At 69.1% G+C, this 17,898-nt stretch carries 20 protein-coding genes; 8 read left to right on the top strand and 12 right to left on the bottom strand.

Annotation, left to right across the window (positions count from 1 at the left end; all coding sequences use genetic code 11):
* Positions 1–36: 36 nt before the first annotated feature.
* A complete protein-coding gene (locus V6M51_RS19810) occupies positions 37–1,038 on the bottom strand; it encodes a sensor histidine kinase (protein WP_332769963.1) in 1,002 nt (333 codons plus the stop codon).
* 172 nt (positions 1,039–1,210) lie between these two features.
* Between V6M51_RS19810 and V6M51_RS19805 the strand changes: the two genes are divergently transcribed.
* Positions 1,211–2,074, top strand: a complete 864-nt coding sequence (locus V6M51_RS19805; protein ID WP_332769961.1) for a CPBP family intramembrane glutamic endopeptidase — start codon at positions 1,211–1,213, stop codon at positions 2,072–2,074.
* Here V6M51_RS19805 and V6M51_RS19800 read toward each other — a convergent pair.
* Genes V6M51_RS19800 through timA form a run of 4 tightly spaced genes read right to left on the bottom strand, consistent with a single transcriptional unit; the run spans position 2,055 to position 4,790 of the window.
* Entirely contained in the window at positions 2,055–2,363 is a 309-nt protein-coding gene (locus V6M51_RS19800) for a polyhydroxyalkanoic acid system family protein (RefSeq protein ID WP_332769959.1), read from the bottom strand. The genes V6M51_RS19805 and V6M51_RS19800 overlap by 20 nt on opposite strands.
* A gap of 57 nt (positions 2,364–2,420) precedes the next feature.
* Positions 2,421–2,987 (bottom strand): Smr/MutS family protein, encoded by a 567-nt coding sequence (locus V6M51_RS19795; protein ID WP_332769957.1) that lies wholly within the window; start codon positions 2,985–2,987, stop codon positions 2,421–2,423.
* Positions 2,984–4,144, bottom strand: coding sequence for an MltA domain-containing protein (locus tag V6M51_RS19790; RefSeq protein WP_332769955.1), 1,161 nt, complete (start codon positions 4,142–4,144; stop codon positions 2,984–2,986). The genes V6M51_RS19795 and V6M51_RS19790 overlap by 4 nt, the downstream gene beginning before the upstream one ends.
* A gap of 31 nt (positions 4,145–4,175) precedes the next feature.
* Complete coding sequence (timA, locus tag V6M51_RS19785) at positions 4,176–4,790, bottom strand: TIM44-related membrane protein TimA (RefSeq protein WP_332769953.1); 615 nt, start codon at positions 4,788–4,790, stop codon at positions 4,176–4,178.
* A gap of 151 nt (positions 4,791–4,941) precedes the next feature.
* Here timA and secB point away from each other — a divergent pair, with 151 nt between their 5' ends.
* A complete protein-coding gene (secB, locus tag V6M51_RS19780) occupies positions 4,942–5,439 on the top strand; it encodes a protein-export chaperone SecB (protein WP_332769951.1) in 498 nt (165 codons plus the stop codon).
* A gap of 147 nt (positions 5,440–5,586) precedes the next feature.
* Here the strand turns inward: secB and dnaQ are convergent, their stop codons facing one another.
* Genes dnaQ through V6M51_RS19755 form a run of 5 tightly spaced genes read right to left on the bottom strand, consistent with a single transcriptional unit; the run spans position 5,587 to position 9,231 of the window.
* The gene (gene dnaQ / locus V6M51_RS19775; protein WP_305673731.1) at positions 5,587–6,294 is read right to left on the bottom strand and encodes a DNA polymerase III subunit epsilon; all 708 of its coding nucleotides are present in this window, start codon (positions 6,292–6,294) and stop codon (positions 5,587–5,589) included.
* 6 nt (positions 6,295–6,300) lie between these two features.
* Complete coding sequence (gene coaE, locus V6M51_RS19770) at positions 6,301–6,948, bottom strand: dephospho-CoA kinase (protein WP_332769947.1); 648 nt, start codon at positions 6,946–6,948, stop codon at positions 6,301–6,303.
* Entirely contained in the window at positions 6,948–7,790 is an 843-nt protein-coding gene (aroE, locus tag V6M51_RS19765; RefSeq protein WP_332769945.1) for a shikimate dehydrogenase, read from the bottom strand. The genes coaE and aroE overlap by 1 nt, the downstream gene beginning before the upstream one ends.
* The gene (locus tag V6M51_RS19760; protein ID WP_332769943.1) at positions 7,787–8,386 is read right to left on the bottom strand and encodes a Maf family protein; all 600 of its coding nucleotides are present in this window, start codon (positions 8,384–8,386) and stop codon (positions 7,787–7,789) included. The genes aroE and V6M51_RS19760 overlap by 4 nt, the downstream gene beginning before the upstream one ends.
* Positions 8,383–9,231 carry a pyruvate, water dikinase regulatory protein gene (locus V6M51_RS19755; RefSeq protein WP_332769941.1) on the bottom strand — a complete coding sequence of 283 codons (849 nt, stop codon included), beginning with the start codon at positions 9,229–9,231 and terminating at the stop codon, positions 8,383–8,385. Before V6M51_RS19755 ends, V6M51_RS19760 begins: the two co-directional genes overlap by 4 nt.
* 511 nt (positions 9,232–9,742) lie before the next feature.
* Between V6M51_RS19755 and hemE the strand changes: the two genes are divergently transcribed.
* The 4 genes from hemE (at position 9,743) to rho (ending at position 14,151) form a co-directional block, all read left to right on the top strand.
* Positions 9,743–10,774: a uroporphyrinogen decarboxylase gene (gene hemE, locus V6M51_RS19750; protein ID WP_332769939.1), complete on the top strand. Its 1,032-nt coding sequence runs from the start codon at positions 9,743–9,745 to the stop codon at positions 10,772–10,774.
* Positions 10,775–10,877: 103 nt separating this feature from the next.
* Entirely contained in the window at positions 10,878–11,909 is a 1,032-nt protein-coding gene (hemH, locus tag V6M51_RS19745; protein ID WP_332769937.1) for a ferrochelatase, read from the top strand.
* A gap of 116 nt (positions 11,910–12,025) precedes the next feature.
* A complete protein-coding gene (locus V6M51_RS19740) occupies positions 12,026–12,487 on the top strand; it encodes a CopD family protein (RefSeq protein ID WP_332769936.1) in 462 nt (153 codons plus the stop codon).
* A gap of 242 nt (positions 12,488–12,729) precedes the next feature.
* Positions 12,730–14,151, top strand: coding sequence for a transcription termination factor Rho (rho, locus tag V6M51_RS19735; RefSeq protein ID WP_332769934.1), 1,422 nt, complete (start codon positions 12,730–12,732; stop codon positions 14,149–14,151).
* A 260-nt stretch (positions 14,152–14,411) separates the two neighbouring features.
* On the opposite strand, the gene V6M51_RS19730 is transcribed toward rho, so the two are convergent.
* Positions 14,412–15,383, bottom strand: a complete 972-nt coding sequence (locus V6M51_RS19730; RefSeq protein ID WP_332769932.1) for a quinone oxidoreductase family protein — start codon at positions 15,381–15,383, stop codon at positions 14,412–14,414.
* The gene (locus tag V6M51_RS19725; protein WP_332769930.1) at positions 15,380–16,084 is read right to left on the bottom strand and encodes a dienelactone hydrolase family protein; all 705 of its coding nucleotides are present in this window, start codon (positions 16,082–16,084) and stop codon (positions 15,380–15,382) included. Before V6M51_RS19725 ends, V6M51_RS19730 begins: the two co-directional genes overlap by 4 nt.
* A 99-nt stretch (positions 16,085–16,183) precedes the next feature.
* Here V6M51_RS19725 and V6M51_RS19720 point away from each other — a divergent pair, with 99 nt between their 5' ends.
* Together V6M51_RS19720 and mnmE are read left to right on the top strand one after the other, a co-directional pair.
* Positions 16,184–16,435, top strand: coding sequence for a DUF6489 family protein (locus V6M51_RS19720; protein ID WP_254835179.1), 252 nt, complete (start codon positions 16,184–16,186; stop codon positions 16,433–16,435).
* Positions 16,432–17,766, top strand: a complete 1,335-nt coding sequence (gene mnmE, locus V6M51_RS19715) for a tRNA uridine-5-carboxymethylaminomethyl(34) synthesis GTPase MnmE (RefSeq protein ID WP_332769927.1) — start codon at positions 16,432–16,434, stop codon at positions 17,764–17,766. Before V6M51_RS19720 ends, mnmE begins: the two co-directional genes overlap by 4 nt.
* Positions 17,767–17,898: the final 132 nt, after the last annotated feature.

Raw genomic sequence — 17,898 nt, 5'->3', positions numbered from 1 at the left:
CCGGACTCGGACGCAGGCCAAGTTAAGGCTCCGCAATCAGTCGGGGAGCACCAGGACGTAGCGGGTTCCCGGCCCTTCGCCACGGGTCAGGATGGCGCCGCCCTGGCGAGCGAAGCTCTCCACCAGTCGCCGCCCCAGGCCCGTACTCTTGATCTTGTTGTCGGGGGGCATGCCCACCCCGTCGTCGGCCACGATCAGCTCCAGCCCGACCTCGATCCGCTTCAGCCGCACCAGGATCTCTCCCGCGCGGTCGTCGGGAAAGGCGTACTTGGCCGCGTTGGTCACGAGTTCGTTGACCACCAGGCCCAGGGCCACGGTGCGGTCGCGGCTCAGGTCGCCCGGCTCCAGGTCGCAGGTCAGCCGCACCGCCCCGGTGAGCAGCAGGCTGTCGGCCAGGTTCGTGCACAGCTCGCGCAGATAGGCGGCCAGGTCGATGGAGCCCACCGTGTCGCTGGGCGAATAGAGATAGGCGTGGGCCTGGCCCATGGCGTGGACCCGGCGCAGGGCGTCGCCCAGCGCGGTCTCGGTGCCCGGATCGGCGGCGCGCCGACGCTGCATCTCCAGCAGGCTGGCGACCATCTGGAAATTGTTCTTCACCCGGTGGTTCAGTTCGCGCAGCAGCAGGTCGCGGACCTCCAGCTTGGTGGTGCGTTCGTCGCCGGCCGCCGAGGCCGCCCGCCGGAAGACCTGGGCCAGGCCGATCATCAGCAGGGCCGCGAACGCATTCAGCACCAGCGCCGCGCCGTCGTCGACGCTCAGCGGGCCGAACCGCTCCGGCGGCAGGACCAGGTACCAGACGCCGACCAGGGCCACGGCCAGGACGCCCAGGCCCGAGCGCCATCCGGCCAGTAGGGTGGCGGCCAGCACCGCCGGGCCGACAAAGACGAAGGGTGCGATCTGGGAGGTGAACAGCTCGACGAACAGGCGCAGGACGGTCGCGCCGGCCAGGCAGATTCCAGCGCAGGCGGCCTCGACCACCCATCGAGGCGCGACGCCGGTCAGCCGGTCCGGCAAGTTCAGGTCGCCCAGCCCTCGCATGGCCCAAGCGTCCCGCGCGCGACAGTCCGTGGTCAAGTCCGGATTCGCCTATCAGGCGAACTATCTGGTCCGACACCCCTGATGCACCCTGGTGGGACGGCCCAGCGGAATTGTTGCGGTGAAAGGGTTTCGGGCTCGACCGGCGGCGTGGCTCGGCCGCATAGTCGCCGGTGTGACCTCACCGTTCCTCAAGGCCCTGACCCCGCACGACCGCGATTGGCCGCGGGTGGCGATCATGCTGGTCTCGGCGCCGGTGGCGGGCCTGCTGATCAACTTCCCGGTCATGGTCGCCCTGTTCGCCCTCGGAGCGGCGGAGCCCGATGGGCCGCGGCTGCAGCGCTCGGCGCTCTATGTCCTGCAAGTCGCCCTCATGCTGGGTTCGCTGGCGGCCGGCGTGGTGCTGGCCGCCCGGGTGATCTTCGGCCGGCCGGTGGCGAGCTGGGTCACGGCCACGCCGCGGTTCCGCAAGTCGCTGCTGGTCTTGGGCGCCGCGGCGACCTTGCCGGCCGTGGCCTTGCTCATGGCGATCGACGTCCTGGCGTTCGGCGGCCAGCTGCAATTTCCGATCCTCGAGCCCGCCGGCCTCGATCTGAAGCTTGGTTATCTCTGCGCCATGGTGGTGGGCCTGCTGGTGGCCGCGGCGGCCGAGGAGGTGGTGTTCCGCGGCTATGTGCTGCAGCAGACTGCCGCCTTCACCCGCAATGTCTGGGTGATCGTCGCCCTGAACGGCGTGCTGTTCTCCTTGTTCCACCTGGAATTCGACCCCTCGGCCCTGGCGGCGCGGGCGCTGGCCGGCGCGGCCTTCGCCTGGGCGGCTCTGCGGCTGGGCGGGCTGGAGTTCGCCATTGGCGCGCATCTGGCGGCCAACCTGATGCTGGCCCTGTTCCAGTCGCCCATGCTGCCCGAGGATCCGGTGGCGGCCGGAGGGCTGGACGAGGTGCTGGGGGAGGTGGCCCTGGCCGCCTACACCGTCTGGATCGTGGAACTCGTGCGCCGGAGACCAAATCTGACGGGGGCTATTTCTTCTCCAGCATGAGCTGGCCTTCCTTTTTCAGCCGGCCCTTCACCTTGTCGGCGATCATGGCGAAGAAGGGCGGCAGGTCGACCTCCATCTTCACGGCGTCTTCCAGCACGTCCAGGCGGCCGGCCACGGCCTGACCCACCACCTTGGCGGCGAAGCTCAGCCGATCGCCTTCCCAGGCATGGGTCATCTTCACGCCCTCGCCGAACTGCTGGAGGATCCGCCCCATGCCCTCCTCGACGCGCCTGCGGGCCTCCGTCTTGCCGAGGTCGTGGGGAATGCTGACGGTGATCGGCTTGGCCATGGGTGTCCTCCTGAGCCAGCTATAACGCCTTCATCGGCCGATTGGCGCCAGGGCCTGCTAGCCCCGCACCTTGCGCTTGAGCGCCACATAGAGCGCGCCTTCGCCGCCGTGGCGGCGATGGGCCTCTGAAATCCCCGCCACCACGTCGCGCAGGGCCGGATCGGCCAGCCATTCCGGCGTACGGCGGCGCAGGACGCCATCGCCCTGCACGCCCTTGCCGGTGATCACCAGCACGGCGCGGGCCCCGTCGTCATGGCTGCGGCGCAGGAAGGTCTCCAGCGCCGCCCGGGCGCGCTCCTGGGTCATGCCATGCAGGTCGATCCGTCCGCCGATCGGGTCGCGTTCCTTGGCGATGCGATGCTTGCGGCGCGGCTCGATGCCCTTGTCCTGGGCGTCCGCCTTGGTCGCGCGAGGCGGAAGCCGCCGCCCCGCGAGTTCGCCGACCGTGAAGGCCGCGCCATCCCACTGTGGAGGCGGAAGCGGATCGGCCGTGGCCCTGGGCGGAGCTATCGCCGCGGTCGCCGCCTTCGGGGCCGGGGCGGGCTTGCGGCCGGGCAGGGGGTGGACCGTGGCCGCCACCATCGACCAGAGCCTATGCTCGTCGGGCCGGACGGGCCGCTTCACCGTCCCGGGCCGACCTTGGGGACCAGCCGGTGCATGCGAAGCGTATGGCGCACGCGCCCGGCCTCGACCCCGGCCTCTGGGCCCTGGCCCAGATAGAGGTCGGCGCGCACCTGGCCCTTGATCGCCCCGCCCACGTCCAGCGCCATGACCGTGCGGCGATAGCTGGGGAAGGCGCCGTTGAGGGTGGGCGCCTGGCCATCGAGGAAGAAGGGCTGGCCCAGGGTGTTACGGCTCACATCGACGGCGATGGCGCGGCCGGGCGGCAGCGGAACCCCCGCCGCGCCCACGGGCTGGCGTCCGTCGTCCGGGGCCAGGGTGAAGAACACATAGCGGGGATTGAGCGCCATGACCTGCTGGGCTTCGGGACCGCGATGGCTGGCCAGCCAGACCCGGATCGCCTCGCCCGAGGTGTTGTTGGCCGCCAGCATCCCCTTGTCGCGCATGGGATTGGCGATGCCGGCGAACGGCAGGCCGTTGGTGGCGGCGAACACCGCCTTCAACCGCCGCCCGTCGGGATAGGTCAGCACCCCCGAACCTTGGATCTGCAGGAAGAACTTCTCCTCCGGCCGCATCCAGGCGAGCGCCGGGCCGCCGCCTTGCGCCTCGATGGCCGCGCGGTCGGGATAGGGGGCGAGCTTGCCGTCGGGGCCACGCTTCAGGGCGTCCTTGGCGCCGGGACCGGAGGTCACCAGGTCGGCGGGCTTGGGGCGCAGTGGGGCGGAAAACTCCGCGTCGGGCCGGTCGCGAGCCTCGTAGACCGGCGAGAAATAGGCGGTCAGGACCCCCTCGCCAGCCATCAGCTCAGGCCGGAAGCTGTCCTCGAAGAAGGCGCGGGCGGCCGGGCCGCTAAGCGGCGGCAGGCCGCGGGCGCGGCGGCAGATCTCCGCCAGGGCCGGATCGCGGGCCACCCCGCAGGTGGCGCGGAAGGCGTCGAAGGCCGCGGCGTGATCATCGTTCGCCCAGCCGGGCAGATCCTCGAAGCGCTCCAGCCGTTCGGGCGGCGGGGTCGGCGCCGGCGGGGGCAGGGGCCTGACCGGCGACGGTCGGGGTCCGGGCGTCGGTCCGGGCTTGGACGTGGCGCAGGCGGCGAGGGCCAGCGTCAGCAGGACCGCGGCGAGGACGCTCCATGGCGCGCGGGGCGTGAGTCTGCGGGCCAAGATCACCCCTCCTGTCGGGAAACGGGCGGTCCTACGCCTCGGCGGCGTCGACGTGAACCAGCATCCAGTTGGGATCGCGGCTCTTGAGATTGCGCTCGAAGGTCCAGAGCTCGGCGGTGCGCTTGTCGTCCACGGCCTCGCCCTCGGGGCCCTTGGAGCGGCTGCGGAACTCGGCCAGGAAGCGCACGGTGATGCGGGCGGCGTCGCCCACCAGTTCGGCCCGCTCCATGTCGGCCCGCGGAGCGTGCAGGAATTCCACGGTTTCCGTGGCGCCGCTGGCTTCGCGGGCCTCGATCCCAGCTTCGAAGCTGGACATCACGCTGGGCGCCAGCAGGTTCTTCAGGGTCTCGCGGTCGCCCGCGGCGAAGGCGCGCACGATCATCTCATAGGCGCCCTTCGCCCCGGCCAGGAACCGAGAGAGGTCGAAGGAAGGGTCGCGATGTTTCACAGCCGGCAGTCCGGTGAGGCCGACCCCGTCGTCCGGGGCGTCGAGCACGGGGGTCACGGGCGCGCCCGGAACCGCAGCCTTGTCGGCGGCGGCGTCCTCGGGCTGGCGGCCCACGCGGCGGCCCAGCACCGAATAGAGCTGGTACAGCACCACAGCAGCCAGGCCGGCGAAGATGATCAGCTCGAGGACGTTGGACAACGGTTAGGGCTCGTAGAAACGGGAAAGGCTCAATATAGGACAGCGCAACGCCCCCGTCAGGGGCGACGTTGCATCGGCTTAGGCCACATGATAGCAGCCCGCGCCACAAACAGGACGTGAATGGACGTCCGATAACCGGATTTTCCAGAACATGACCGATACCGACGTGGCCCCCGAGTCCAACGGCGCCGATACCGAAGAGCCCGGCATCCGCATCCTGGCCCAATTCATCCGGGATCTGTCCTTCGAGAACCCCCGCGCGCCGGAGACCCTGCGCACCCAGTCGGCCGGCCAGCCGCAGATCGACATGGGCGTCGAGATGAACGCGCGGGGCCGCGAGGACGGCCTGTTCGAGGTGGACCTGAAGCTCTCGGCCCGCGCCACCCGCGAGGACGGCCCGGTCTTCCATGTGGAACTGCTGTACGGCGGCGTCTTCCAGATCACCGGCGTCGCCCCGGCTGATCTGGAGCCGGTGCTGCTGGTGGAATGCCCGCGCTTCCTGTTCCCCTTCGCCCGCCGGGTGATCGGCGACGTGACCTCGGACGGCGGCTATCCGCCCTTCCTGCTGGACCCCATCGACTTCGCCGGCGTCTACGCCGCGCGCAAGGCCGGCGGCGAGATCCAGGGTCCAGCCATGGGCAACGCCTAAGGCCTTCTTTTCCCTCCCCTTTTGGGGAGGGCAGACCGCGTAGCGGTCGAGGGTGGGGCTTTCCGAAGCTCTCCCGAAGATTGCCGGACTTCCCCACCCTGGCGGCTACCCCGCCTGTCCCTCCCCATGAAGGGAGGGAAAAGGGTCTTACAGCCCGTGCTTTTTCCAGAGCGTCTCGCTCTTCACCGCCTCGCGGATGAAGACCGCGTGCAGCTCCCGCTCGGCGTCGGTCGAGCGGAAGGCCAGCGGCCTCGGCCGCGCGCCATAGGCGCCCTGGGCGGCGATGGACACCGCCTGGGCCAGGGCCTGGCTGGTGGTCAGCTCCAGCCGGCGCTCGCGGCCGCCCTTGAGTTCCAGATAGACCGCCGCCAGCAGGCGGGCGTCGATCAAGGCGCCGTGCTTCTCGCGGTCGGCCAGGGAAATCTTGAAGCGCTTGCAGAGCGCGTCCAGCGAGTTGTGCATCCCCGGAAATCGGGTCCGCGCCAGGGCCAGGGTGTCGACCCAGCGGTGTTCGGGGATGATCTCCCGGCCGCACACGGTCAGTTCGTGGTTCACGAACGCTCGGTCGAAACCGGCGTTGTGGGCGATGATCGGGGCCTCGCCGACGAATTCCAGGAAGGCGTGGTGGATTTCCAGGTCGGCGAACTTCGGCTTGCCCCGCAGGAACTCCGCCGACAACCCGTGGACCCGCTGGGCTTCGGGCGGCATGTCGCGTTCGGGATCGATATAGACGTGGAAGGTCCGCCCGGTCGGGACGAAGTCCTCGATCTCCAGGCAGGCCAACTCCACCAGCCGGTGGCCCAGGTGCGGCTCGAAACCCGTGGTTTCGGTGTCGAGGACAATCTCACGCGCCATGGCCGATCAATCGCCCCGTTTGGCCGAGGCTTCAAGCGGGTCCTGTTGTCGCGCGGGCCTTCGCTGTGGATCGCGCATCGTGGCGATGATCTCGGCCACCTGCGCCCGCGCCGGCTCCAGCCCACGCCCTGTATCGACCACGAAATGAGCCCGGGCGCGCTTCTCGGCGTCGGCCATCTGGCGGCTGAGGATGGCGTCGAGACGCTCGGGCGTCATGCCCGGCCGGGCCAGGACCCGCTCGCGCTGCTGGTCGGCGGGCGCCGAGACCACCACCACCGCGTCCATATTGGCGTGGCCGCCGGTCTCGTAGAGCAGGGGGATGTCCAGCACGACCATGTCGGCGCCCGCCGCCTCCGCCGCCTTGAAAAAGTGCACGCGGTCGGCGCCCACCAGCGGGTGGACGATGGAATTGAGCTTCGCCATGGCCGCGTCATCGCCCAGCACCCGGGTGCGCAGGGCTTCGCGGTCGACCACGCCGTCCTTGGTGACGCCTGGAAACGCCGCCTCGAGCGGTTCCACGGCCGCGCCGCCCAGGACATAGAGATCGGCCACCGCCGCGTCGGCGTCATAGACCGGGATCCCGGCCTCGCGGAACATGGCGGCCGTGGTCGACTTGCCCATGCCGATGGAGCCGGTGAGGCCGAGCAGCAGCATCAGCGCGCCTCCAGCCTCTTCAGCGCCAGGGCGCGGACGTCCACATCGGCCGGCGGCGGCTGGCCATAGAAGGCCTCGAAGGACGGGATCGCCTGGCCGACCAGCATGGCCAGGCCGTCGACCGTGCGGCGCTCGAGCGCCCGGGCGCGCGCCAGGAACGGCGTGACCAGCGGCTTATAGACCATGTCCATCACCACGCAGGCCGCCGGGGTCGCCTCCAGCGGGACATCCAGCTGGCCCTCGCCGGCCAGCCCTGCCGAGGTGGCGTTGACCACCGCGATGGCGTCCTCGAAGGCCGCCGCCGCCCGGTGCAGGCCGAAGGCCTCGCCCCCCAGGAGATCGGTGATCGCCTGGGCCCGGGCCTGGGTTCGGTTGACGATGCGTACCTCGCGGCAGCCGGCCGCCGTGAAGGCCGCCGCCGCGCCACGGGCCCCGCCGCCGGCGCCCAGGATCGCCACGGGCCCAGCCTTTGGGTCGAAGCCCGGCGCCTGCTCGGCGAAGGCCGCCAGCAGACCCAGGCCGTCGGTGTTGTCGGCGACGATCGTCCCGTCCGCCTCGAAGACCAGGACATTGGCGGCGCCTGCCATGGTCGCCCGATCGCCCGCCCGGTCGGCGAGGCTGAGCGCCCGTTCCTTGAAGGGGATCGTGACGTTGAGGCCGCGGACCGAGCCGCCGCGCAGGCCGTCCACGAAGCTGGCGAACCGCTCTTCCGTCACGCGGAAGGGCGCATAGACACCGTCGATCCCCGCCGCCGCCAGCCAGGCGTTGTGCAGGATCGGGCTCATGGAATGGGCGATGGGATTTCCCACCACTCCGGCCAGCAGGGTCGCGCCGCTGATCATGCCTTGAGCGCTCCATGCCGGCGGAACAGGTCCAGCAGGCCCATCAGGGGCAGGCCGAGGATGGCGAAATAGTCGCCCTCGATCTTGGAGAACAGCTGGGCGCCGGGACCTTCCAGCCGGTAGCAGCCCACCGAGCCCAGGGCCTGGTCGCCCTCGGCGGCCAGGTAGGCGGTGATGAAATCGTCGGAGAAGTCTCGCATGGTGAGCGTGGCCGATACGATCTCGCGCCAGATCGGCGCCCCGTCCTTGGCGACCACCACGGCGGAGTGCAGCTTGTGCGGCTTGCCCCGCATGGCCTTCAGCCGTTCCGCGGCGGCCTCGACGGTCTCGACCTTGTCATAGAGCTGGCCCTCGAACTCCAGGGTCTGGTCCGAACCGATCACGAAGCCGGGCTTTGAGCGTGACACCCGGATCGCCTTCAATTCGGCCAGCGCATCGGCCACGTCGCGCGGGCTCGCACCGTCGGCCAGCATGGCGTTCTTGACGGCGTCCTCGTCGACGCCGGCCACGGCGACCTCGAACGGCACCCCGGCCCCGGTCAGCACGGCGCGGCGCGCGGCGCTCTTGGAGGCCAGGATAATGGGCTCCGCGCTCATCCCAGCACTTCCACCTGGCCGTGGCCGCCGTGCAGCAGGTTGAGCACCGCGGCGGCCGTCTCCTCGACGCTGCGGCGGGTGACGTCGATCACCGGCCAGCCCTGGCGCTCATAGAGCCTGCGAGCCTTCACCGTCTCCTCACGCACCGCCTCGATGTCGATATAGGAGGATTCCCGGTCCTCCTTGAGGCTGAGCAATCGGTTGCGGCGGATCTGGATCAGCCGGTCCGGCGAGATGGTCAGGCCCACCACCAGGGTGCTTCTCAGCTCGAACAGCTTTTCCGGCGGCGGCCGCGTCGGCACCAGCGGCACGTTGGCCGCCCGCACGCCCCGGTGGGCCAGATAGATGCAGGTCGGGGTCTTCGACGTCCGCGAGACGCCCACCAGCACCACGTCGGCCTGTTCCAGATCCTGGCCGCCCTGGCCGTCGTCGTGGCCGATGGCGTAGTTCAGGGCGTCCATGCGGTTGAAATAATCGTTGTCCAGCGCGTGCTGCACACCGACCCGGCGGCTGATCGAGGCGCCCAGATAGCGCTGTATGGACGAGACCAACGGGTCGAGGGCGGCGATGCAGGGCATGTCCATGCGCCGCACCCCTTCCTCCAGCGCCGTGCGCAGCTGGTCGTCGACGATCGTGTGAATCACGACGCCGGGCGCCTCTTCGATGTCGGTGAGCGCCCGCTCCAGCTGCCGGGGTGAGCGGACCAGGGCGTAGATATGCTCGATGGGCAGGACGTTCTCGAACCGGGCGCAGACGGCGCGCGCCATGGCGTTGAGAGTCTCGCCGGTGGAATCCGACACCAGGTGCACATGGAAATAGGTGGCGATGCGCGAGGGCGGGGTCATCGGATCCTAGGGCTGGCTGCGACGATATGGCTTTGGCGAAATCTGGGGATCAAAGAGTCGATACCTTCTTAGCGAAGGCGAACGGAATTGGGGATAGCCACGCCCGCGCCCGGCCCCCGGTGGACGGACGGGAGAACTGGCCCGGTTTGAGTCCGACCGATCCACGCTCTGGGAGGTTAATGAAGTCTTACCAAGGAATGACCAAAGGATTAACGGGCGACCGGTGTTCGGCCCCGATCGGCGCCCGCGCAGGGGTTAACAAAAGGTAAATCCTAACGAGGGGTTAACGACGCTCCCCGCAATTCACAGGCTTGGCCGTGGGCGTCTCGAAACCGTCGCATGGCTTGTGGGCAAAGGGTTCGCGGGGCGTGCGGGACGCAACTTGTCCCCATTGATCCACGGCCCTGCTTCTACCCCTTCCGCTTAGATTCAAGATTCCAATTAGGAAGAAGGCAGGCGGGTTGGAGCCCAGGCCTTGAGCCTGGGGCGCTAAGCCGGTTTAACGGCGCCCATGTCAGAAGGTTCAAAACCGCGCCTCCTACGGGCGCTCGCCGGCGAAACCCTGGATCGGCCGCCGGTCTGGTTCATGCGTCAGGCCGGACGTTCGCTACCGGAGTATCGGGAGCTGCGCACCCGGGCGACCGACTTCATCGCCTTCTGCCACAACCCGGAGATGGCGGCCGAGGCGACCCTGCAGCCCATGCGCCGCTTCCCGCTGGATGCGGCCATCGTCTTCGCCGACATCCTGCTGATCCCCCGGGCGCTCGGCCAGGAGGTTTGGTTCGAGGCCGGGGAGGGGCCGCGGCTGGGCGAACTGCCGGCGCTGGAAAGCCTGGCGGACCAGGTTGAGGCCTCCACGGAACGCCTGGGCGCCATCGGCGAGACCCTGGCCAGGGTCCGCGCCGAGTTGGAGCCCGACCGCGCCCTGATCGGCTTCGCCGGGGGCCCCTGGACCGTGGCCACCTACATGATCGAGGGCAGGGGGTCCGACCGTTCCGGGGCCCGGACCTACGCCTACCAGCACCCGGAAAAGCTGGACCGACTGCTGGACATACTCGTGGAGTCCACCGCGCGCTACCTGGTCATGCAGGCCAGATCAGGCGCCCAGGTGCTGAAGCTGTTCGAGAGCTGGGCGGAAGGCCTGGCCGAGGATGTCTTCGAGCGGATTGTGATCAAGCCGCACACAGCCATCGTCGAGAAGGTTCGCGCCGCGGCGATCGACACCCCGTTCATCGGCTTCCCACGCGGGGCCGGCGCCCTTGTCGAGACCTATGCCGAGAAGGTCCCGGTCCAGGCCGTGGCTCTGGACACCCAGGCCTCGGCGGCCCTGGGCCGCAGGATCCAGGCGGGTGGCAAGACCATCCAGGGGGCCCTGGACAACCTGCTGCTGCGGGCCGGCGGTCCGGCCCTGGACGCCCGGGTCGACGCCCTGATCGCCCAATGGAACGGCGGGCCCTATATCTTCAATCTCGGCCACGGGGTCCTGCCCGACACTCCCATCGAACACATCGAGCGCACCATCCGCCGGGTGACCGGGCGGTGAGCCGGCAAGACGTATCTTCCTCTCCCCCCGGAAGACGGGTGGAGAGGAGGCGGACCGATAACCGCAGATGCAATAGGTCTGCCGGAAGCCAGCGGAGAGGGGGATGAAGCTCGCCGTCGTCCTGTTCAATCTCGGCGGTCCGGACGACCAGACCACCGTTCGCCCCTTCCTGCAGAACCTGTTCAGCGACCCGGCGATCATCGACCTGCCGGCCATCGCGCGCGGGCCGCTGGCCTGGTGGATCGCCAAGCGGCGGGAAAAGGCGGCCCAGGCCAACTATGCCCTGATGGGCGGCGGATCGCCTCTGCTGCCCGAGACGCGCGAGCAGGCCAGGGCGCTTGAGGCCAGCCTGGCGGCGGCCCGGCCGGACCTGACGGCCAAGGTGTTCATCGCCATGCGCTACTGGAAACCGTTCGCGGACCAGACGGCCAAGGAAGTGGCGGCCTTCGCGCCCGATGAGATCGTGCTGCTGCCGCTCTATCCGCAGTTCTCCACCACCACCACGGCCTCGTCCCTGAAGGACTGGGACGCCGCCTATGCCGGTCCCGGCGTCAGCCGGACGGTCTGCTGCTTCCCCACGGCGCCTGGCCTCACCGACGCCCACGCCGCGGCGATCCGGGCCACCTGGGAGGCGGCGGGCAGCCCGACCAAGATCCGCCTGCTGTTCTCGGCCCACGGCCTGCCGGAGAAGGTCATCGCCGCCGGCGACCCCTACCAGGCCCAGGTCCGCGCCACCGCCCAGGCCGTTGCCTTCCGCCTGCCCGAACTCACCGACTGGAAGGTCTGCTACCAGAGCCGCGTCGGGCCATTGAAATGGATCGGCCCCTCAACGGACGAGGAGATCCGCCGGGCGGGCGCCGAGGGCCTGGGGGTGCTGGTCTGCCCCATCGCCTTCGTCTCCGAGCATGTGGAGACCCTGGTGGAGCTGGACCACGAATATGGCGACCTGGCGCGCGACGTCGGCTGCGCGCCCTATCTCCGCGCCCCAGCGCTGGGGACCGCGCCGCGCTTCGTCGCGGCCCTGACCACGGCGACGCTCAATGCGCTGACCCGGCCCGGAGGCGCGCGGCCTGACGGCCCGTGGCGTTGTCCGCAAGACTATGCGAAATGCGCCTGTCGGGCGGACAGAGCGTGACAGCCTGAAGTGGATGTCGGTTCAGGCGGCCGTCACGCTCTAAACTTTAGAAGATGGACCCTTTTCGTCCGATCAGATGAAACCATCTGTCAGAAAGGGTCCAGGGGAGTTGTGGCGTGAACCTCTTCGATTTCTTGCGGGGCCTGCACATCATCGCGGTCATCGCCTGGATGGCCGGGATGATGTACCTGCCGCGGCTCTACGCCTACCATACCGAGACCGCGCCTCCCGGCAGCGAGTTCGACGCGAACTTCCTGGTTTGGGAGCGCAAGCTCCTGAAGATCATCATCAATCCGTCCATGAGCCTGACTTGGATCCTGGGCGTCAGCCTGATCTTCTGGCACGTCCATGCGGCCAAGGAGGGCTGGTCCTTCTTGGCTCAGCCCTGGATGATCGTGAAGCTGGCCGCGGTGATCTTCATCTCCGGCTGGCATGGCTTTCTGGCCGGGTCGTACAAGAAATTCGTGGCCGGCGAGCGTCCCAAGACCGCGAAGTTCTGGCGCGCCACCAACGAGCTGCCGTTCCTGGCGGCGATCGTCGCGGTGCTCGCCGTGACCCTTCAATTCGGCCAGCGCTGACCCTATCTGCGTCGTCGACGGTGACCGCCCACGCTTGACCCCGCGCCCCGTATGTGGTTCGGCTCCTCCCACGTGGCGTCGGATTTCCGAAGCTACGCCCCGCCCTACCTCCGTGCGCCGCGCGCTTGTCAAAGCCGCACCGGCCCGGCCCTCGAACATAAATCGGCGTCCCCTAACGCCCCCGACGATTCTCCCCGCGCCCGAAAACCGTTCGGCCGGCGGGGACCTATCAGAGTAATCCCATGACTGAAGACACCCCCACCGACGTCGTCGACACCCAGGTCGAAGCCGAGTCCGCCATTGAGGACGCCCAGCTTGAAGTCGCCGCCGAGGCGGCTTCGGAAGAGGATGGTGACGACGACCATTCCGAGGTCACGGCGGCCATCGCCGCCATGGGCCTCACCCGCATGTCGCTGCAGGAGTTGAAGGACAAGTCGCCCGCCGACCTGCTGGCCTTCGCCGAGACCCTGGAGATCGAGAACGCCAACTCCATGCGCAAGCAGGACATGATGTTCGCGATTCTCAAGACCCTGGCGGAGGAGGGGATCGAAATCTCCGGCTCGGGCACGCTGGAAGTGGTCCAGGACGGCTTCGGCTTCCTGCGCTCGCCGGAAGCCAACTACCTGCCGGGTCCCGACGACATCTATGTCAGCCCCTCCCAGATCCGGAAGTTCGGCCTGCGCACCGGCGACACGGTCGATGGCGCCATCCGCGCGCCGCGCGAGGGCGAGCGCTACTTCGCCCTGGTGAAGGTCGACCTGACCAATTTCGAGAACCCCGAGAACGTCCGCCACAAGGTTCTGTTCGACAACCTGACCCCGCTCTATCCCGACCAGCGGCTGAAGATGGAGATCGAGGATCCGACCCTGAAGGATCGCTCGGGCCGGCTGATCGACATCGTCGCCCCGCTGGGCAAGGGCCAACGCTGCCTGATCGTGGCGCCCCCCCGGGTCGGTAAGACCGTGATGCTGCAGAACATCGCCAAGTCGATCGCCGCCAATCACCCCGAGTGCTACCTGATCGTCCTGCTGATCGACGAGCGGCCGGAAGAAGTCACCGACATGCAGCGCACCGTGCGCGGCGAGGTGATCTCCTCGACCTTCGACGAACCGGCCACCCGCCACGTCCAGGTCGCCGAGATGGTCATCGAGAAGGCCAAGCGGCTGGTCGAGCACAAGCGCGACGTGGTCATCCTACTCGACTCGGTCACCCGCCTGGGCCGCGCCTACAACACCGTGGTGCCGTCCTCCGGCAAGGTGCTGACCGGCGGTGTCGACGCCAACGCCCTGCAGCGCCCCAAGCGCTTCTTCGGCGCGGCGCGGAACATCGAGGAGGGGGGCTCGCTGACCATCATCGCCACCGCCCTGATCGATACCGGCAGCCGGATGGATGAGGTGATCTTCGAAGAGTTCAAGGGCACCGGCAACTCCGAGCTGATCCTGGACCGCAAGGTCGCCGACAAGCGCATCTTCCCGGCCATCGACGTGCTGAAGTCCGGGACCCGCAAGGAAGAGCTGATCACGCCGAAGGAGCACCTGCAGAAGACCTACATCCTGCGGCGCATCCTCAACCCGATGGGCGCCCAGGACGCCATCGAGTTCCTGCTCGACAAGCTGCGCACCTCGAAAAACAACGAAGACTTCTTCCAGTCGATGAACACCTAGGGTTCACCGGCCGGCCGAGACGAAGAAAGGGCCCGCGGCGACGCGGGCCCTTTTTGCGTTCTCTTCCTCCCACATCGCGCAGCGAACGGGGGAGGGGGACCGCGCCGCAGGCGTGGTGGAGGGGGCGAGACTGGGCGCCGAGCTCGAGGCCGCCCCCTCCACCGCCTATCGGCGGTCCCCCTCCCCCGCAAACGGGGGAGGAAAAGAGCCGTCGGAACCTAAACTACTGAACTAACTCATATTCCACGTGAAACATCAGCCTACGGAATGAGCAGGCTCGCCCCGACCGTATCGCGGCCCTCCAGGGCCTCGTGCGCGGCTCGCGCCTCGGCCAGCGGGAAGGTCTGGCCGATCTCGATCTTGACCGCGCCCGAGGCGATGACCTCGAACAGGGCCTGGGCGCTGGCGTCCAGCTCCGGCGTGGTGGCCTGGTAGTCGCCCATGGTCGGCCGGGTGAAGAACAGCGAGCCCGCCGCCGCCAGCCGCGCGGGCGGGAAGGGCGGGACCGGGCCCGAGGCGTTGCCGAACGAGACGAACAGGCCCCGTCGCGCCAGGCTGCCGAGCGTCCCTTCGAAGGTCGCCGCGCCCACCGAGTCATAGGCAACCGGCACGCCCTTGCCGTCGGTCAGCCGGCGGACCTCGGCGGCCACGTCCTGGTCGCGATAGAGGATCACATGGTCGGCCCCCAGGTCACGGACGCGTTGCGCCTTGGACTCCGAGCCGGCGGTGGCGATCACCGTGGCTCCCAGGTGCTTGGCCCACTGGACGGCGATGGAGCCGACCCCGCCTGCGGCGGCGTGGATCAGGATGGTTTCGCCGGCCTTCACCGGATAGGTCCGCCGCAGCAGGAACTCCGCGGTCATGCCTTTCAGCAGGGCCGCGGCCCCGGTCTCGGCGCTGACCCCCGTCGGCAGCTTCACCGTCCGGTCGGCCTTGACCACGTGGAACTGTGAATAGGCGCCGATGGGTCCGCCGGCATAGGCGACCAGGTCGCCGGCCTTGAATCGGGTCACGCCCTCGCCAAGCGCCTCGACCACGCCCGCCGCCTCCATGCCGAGGCCGGAGGGCAGCTTGGCCGGGTAGAGGCCTGAGCGGTGGTAGGTGTCGATGAAGTTGACGCCCACGGCCTGATGGCGGACCAGGATCTCGCCCGGCCTGGGTTCGGGGGTGGGCAGGTCGATGACCTGCAAGACCTCGGGGCCGCCGGTAGTCTCGAAGCGGATCGCCTTCATTGGCCGTCTCCCAGGTGCTGTTGGAAGAAGGTCAGGGTGCGGCCTCCGGCCAGCTTGGCGTCGGCCGGATCATAGTGCTCGCCGCCCACTCGGGCGAAGGCGTGGTCACGGCCAGGATAGGTGTGGATCTGGATCTGTGGGTGGTTCTTCAGGGTGGTTGTGATCAGGGCCTGAGCTTCCTTGGGGACGAACTGATCCTCCTCGGCGATATGCATCAGCAGGGGATTGGCCAGTTTCTCGGCCTCGGCCAGCCGGCCCTCGATCCCCACGCCATAGTAGGAGACGGAGGCGTCGGAGTCGGTGCGCGCGGCGGTGAGGAAGGCCAGCAGCCCGCCCAGGCAGAAGCCCACCGCGCCGACCTTGCCGTTGACCTCGGCCATGGCCCGGACTTGGTCGATGGTCGCGGCGATATCCTTCACGCCGGCCTCGACGTCGAAGGCGTTGAACAGTTCGAAGGCCCGCTTCCATTCGGCTTCGGACTGGTCGGTGATGTCGATGCCGGGCTCGATGCGCCAGAACAGGTCTGGGCAGACCGCCAGGAAGCCCTCGGCCGCCAGGCCGTCGCAGATATCGCGCATGACGGCGTTGACGCCGAAGATCTCCTGGATCACCACGACGGCCGGAGCCTTGGTCTTGGCCGGCCGCGCCAGATAGGCGGCGAAGTCGCCGTCTTCACCCTTGATCGTAATCATCTCGCCCATCGGCGTCTCCCGTTGCACGTGAAGCCCTTGCGAGGGCTACTAGCGCGCGGGCGCCGACACCGGCCATAACAATGTCGTCAGGACGCCGGAGGAATTGAGATGAAGATGACGATCGAAGTCGACTGCTCTGCGCAGGAAGCCCGCGCCTTCTTGGGCCTGCCGGACGTCACCGCCCTCAACGAGAAGCTGGTCGAGGAGATGCAGAGCCGCATGACCTCCAACATGGCCATGCTGTCGCCCGATGAGCTGATGAAGAACTGGACCGCCTTCGGGGTCGGCGCCCAGGAACAGTTCCGCAAGCTGATGTCCGCCGCCGTCGATGCGGGCATGGGGAACACTCGCCCGAAATGACGGATACGATATTCGCCGCCGCCACCGCCCCGGGCCGCGCGGCGGTGGGCGTGGTGCGGCTGTCCGGCCCCGCGGCGGGCAGGGTGGTTGACGCCCTGGCGGGGCGCCGGCCCCACGCGCGCCTGGCGGCGCTGAGGACCCTTAGGCATGAGGGCGCGGTGCTCGACCAGGCCCTGGTCCTGTGGTTCGAGAGCCCCCATAGCTACACCGGCGAGGATTGCGCCGAGTTCCACGTGCACGGCGGCCCTGCGGTGATGACCGGCCTGCTGGAGGCCCTGAGCGGCCTGGGCCTACGGCTGGCCGAACCCGGGGAGTTCACCCGCCGCGCCTTCGAGCACGGCAAGCTGGACCTGGCCCAGGCCGAGGGCGTGGCGGACCTGATCGAGGCCGAGACGGAGGCGCAGCGCCGCCAGGCGCTGGACCAGCTGGGCGGGGCGCTCGGCCAGGCCCAGACCCGCTGGCGTGAGGCCCTGATCGAGGCCCTGGCGATGTTCGAGGCGGCCGTTGACTTCCCGGACGAGGAGGTGCCCGCCGACGTGGCGGCTCGCGCCAAGCCGATCCTGGCCGGGCTGATCGCCGATCTGGAGCACGCGCTCACCGATGCGCGGCGGGGCGAGCGGGTGCGCGAGGGGTTCAAGATCGCCCTGATCGGGGCGCCCAACGCCGGCAAGAGCACGCTCCTGAACGCCCTGGCGCGCCGGGAGGCCGCCATCGTCACCGCGACGCCGGGGACCACGCGCGACATCATCGAGGTCCCCATGCGGTTCGCGGGCTACAAGGCCCTGCTGGCCGACACCGCGGGTCTGCGCGAAACCCACGACGAGATCGAGGCCGAGGGCGTGCGCCGGGCCCGCGCCTGGGCCCAGGAGGCCGACCTGCGGGTCTGGGTCGTGGACGGGGCTAGCGACGCCAGGGCCAGCGCGCCGGGCGACCTTCACCCGCACGATATCTGCCTGATCAACAAGGCCGACCTGCCCGCGGGGGCGGAGACCGGCCACGCCCTGGTGGAAGCCAGGGCGCTGGGGATCGACGTCCTGCGGCTCAGCGCACGTGAAACCGCCGATATCGCCGCCCTGGAGGCCGCCCTGGAGCGCCGGGTTGTCGCCGCCCTGGCCGGCGCCGAGTCGCCCACCGCCACTCGCCTGCGGCATCGCGAACTGCTGGGCGAGGCGCTGGAACGCCTCCAGCGGGCCGAAGCCTATGACGATGAGCTTGAACTGGCGGCCGAGGATGTGCGCCTCGCTGGCCGCGCCCTGGACCGGATCACCGGCCGGATCGACCCGGAGGACGTCCTCGACCGGGTGTTCTCCAGCTTCTGCATTGGAAAATAGACTGTTTCACGTGAAACGCGGGCTTTTCCCTCCCCTTTATGGGGAGGGTGGATGGCGCGAAGCGCCAGACGGGTGGGGAAACCTGCGAGCGCACCCCACCCTCGATCGCTACGCGATCTGCCCTCCCCACAA

The organism is Phenylobacterium sp. (assembly GCF_036677185.1).
In the GTDB taxonomy this organism is placed as follows: Bacteria; Pseudomonadota; Alphaproteobacteria; order Caulobacterales; family Caulobacteraceae; genus Phenylobacterium.
This window is presented reverse-complemented; position numbering and strand designations above follow the sequence as displayed.

Bases quoted from the DNA above. Each gene is read 5' to 3' on its own strand.
- mnmE (WP_332769927.1), top strand. From the start codon at position 16,432: ATGACGGATACGATATTCGCCGCCGCCACCGCCCCGGGCCGCGCGGCG.
- V6M51_RS19760 (WP_332769943.1), bottom strand. From the start codon at position 8,386: ATGAGCGCGGAGCCCATTATCCTGGCCTCCAAGAGCGCCGCGCGCCGC.
- hemE (WP_332769939.1), top strand. From the start codon at position 9,743: ATGTCAGAAGGTTCAAAACCGCGCCTCCTACGGGCGCTCGCCGGCGAA.
- rho (WP_332769934.1), top strand. From the start codon at position 12,730: ATGACTGAAGACACCCCCACCGACGTCGTCGACACCCAGGTCGAAGCC.
- aroE (WP_332769945.1), bottom strand. From the start codon at position 7,790: ATGATCAGCGGCGCGACCCTGCTGGCCGGAGTGGTGGGAAATCCCATC.
- V6M51_RS19755 (WP_332769941.1), bottom strand. From the start codon at position 9,231: ATGACCCCGCCCTCGCGCATCGCCACCTATTTCCATGTGCACCTGGTG.
- dnaQ (WP_305673731.1), bottom strand. From the start codon at position 6,294: ATGGCGCGTGAGATTGTCCTCGACACCGAAACCACGGGTTTCGAGCCG.
- coaE (WP_332769947.1), bottom strand. From the start codon at position 6,948: ATGCTGCTGCTCGGCCTCACCGGCTCCATCGGCATGGGCAAGTCGACC.
- V6M51_RS19720 (WP_254835179.1), top strand. From the start codon at position 16,184: ATGAAGATGACGATCGAAGTCGACTGCTCTGCGCAGGAAGCCCGCGCC.
- V6M51_RS19800 (WP_332769959.1), bottom strand. From the start codon at position 2,363: ATGGCCAAGCCGATCACCGTCAGCATTCCCCACGACCTCGGCAAGACG.
- hemH (WP_332769937.1), top strand. From the start codon at position 10,878: ATGAAGCTCGCCGTCGTCCTGTTCAATCTCGGCGGTCCGGACGACCAG.
- V6M51_RS19725 (WP_332769930.1), bottom strand. From the start codon at position 16,084: ATGGGCGAGATGATTACGATCAAGGGTGAAGACGGCGACTTCGCCGCC.
- secB (WP_332769951.1), top strand. From the start codon at position 4,942: ATGACCGATACCGACGTGGCCCCCGAGTCCAACGGCGCCGATACCGAA.
- V6M51_RS19810 (WP_332769963.1), bottom strand. From the start codon at position 1,038: ATGCGAGGGCTGGGCGACCTGAACTTGCCGGACCGGCTGACCGGCGTC.
- V6M51_RS19730 (WP_332769932.1), bottom strand. From the start codon at position 15,383: ATGAAGGCGATCCGCTTCGAGACTACCGGCGGCCCCGAGGTCTTGCAG.